This window comes from Streptomyces sp. NPDC089915, assembly GCF_040684675.1.
Lineage (GTDB): Bacteria > Actinomycetota > Actinomycetes > Streptomycetales > Streptomycetaceae > Streptomyces.
The window spans coordinates 1-1,221 of sequence record NZ_JBFBGN010000394.1 but is presented as its reverse complement, the minus strand read 5'-3'; the positions used below and the strand labels follow the sequence as shown (position 1 = coordinate 1,221).

1 protein-coding gene is annotated in these 1,221 nt (G+C 77.9%); it reads left to right on the top strand.

Annotated elements, in window-relative coordinates; all coding sequences use genetic code 11:
* Positions 1–154 precede the first annotated feature (154 nt).
* Positions 155–1,165 (top strand): polyketide synthase dehydratase domain-containing protein, encoded by a 1,011-nt coding sequence (locus AB0O29_RS36110; RefSeq protein ID WP_365160736.1) that lies wholly within the window; start codon positions 155–157, stop codon positions 1,163–1,165.
* Positions 1,166–1,221: the final 56 nt, after the last annotated feature.

The window sequence follows — 1,221 nt, the reverse complement described above, 5'->3', positions numbered from 1 at the left end:
GCCACCCTCACCACGGCCCAGCCGCTGCCCGCCCCCATCGCGGGCGGGAGCTCCAGGACGCAGACCTACACGGTCTGCGTGGAGGCCTGGCGGGTAGCCGATCGACACCACCCGCCTGACCGGCGGCTACTGGTACGAGAACCTGCGCGGCACCGTGCGGTTCGAGCGGGCCACGCGGCTGCTGCTGGAGCACGACCACCGCTTCTTCGTCGAGGTCAGCCCGCACCCGGTGCTGGTCTCCGGGGTGCAGGACACCGCCGCCGACGCGGACGCCCCCGTCGTGGCCGTCGGCTCGCTGCGCCGGGGCGAGGGCGGCCGGGCCCGGCTGCTGGCCTCGCTGGCCGAACTCCACGTCCAGGGCGCCGCCGTGGACCGAGGGAGCCTGTTCCCCGAGGGCGGCGGCGCGGCGCACGCCGGGCTGCCGACGTACCCGTTCCAGCGGCAGCGGCTGTGGCTGGACACCTCGCGGGGCGGCTCGCCCGCCGAGGCGGCCGCCGGGCTGGGGCTGGCCCCGGCCGGGCACCCGCTGCTGGGCGCGTTCAGCCCGCTGCCGGACTCGGGCGGGCTGGTCCTGACCGGCCGGCTGTCCACCCGTACGCACGGCTGGCTCGCCGACCACGGGGTCTCCGGGACGCTGCTGCTGCCGGGCACGGCCTTCGTCGAGCTGGCGCTGCACGCCGGTGAGCTGTCGGGCTGCCCGGGCGTGGAGGAGCTCACCCTGGAGAACCCGCTGCCGCTGCCCGAGCAGGGCTCCGTGGAGCTGCACCTGGCGGTCGGCGCCCCGGACGGCGACGGCCGGCGCACCCTCGCGGTGTACTCCCGGGTCGGCGCGGACCCGGACGGCCCCTGGCTGCGGCACGCCACCGGTGTGCTGACCCCGGACGAGGACGGCGGCGCGGCCCCCGACACCGGCTGGCTGCCCGCCGGCGCCGAACCGGTGGACCTCGACGCCCTGTACGGGGCCTTCGACGAGGCCCGCTACGCCTACGGTCCCGCCTTCCGCGGCCTGGGCGCGGCCTGGCGCGGCGGCGAGGAGGTCTTCGCCGAGGTGGAGCTCCCGGCGGAACTGCACGGCGGGGCGGGCGCGTTCGGCCTGCACCCGGCGCTGTTCGACGCGGCCCTGCAGTGTGGCACCAGCCCGGCCCGGGCGGCGGGAGCGTGGTGACCGTCCAGCACACGGACGGCTCCGTCACCGCCTTCACCCCCGCCCCCGAACAGGCC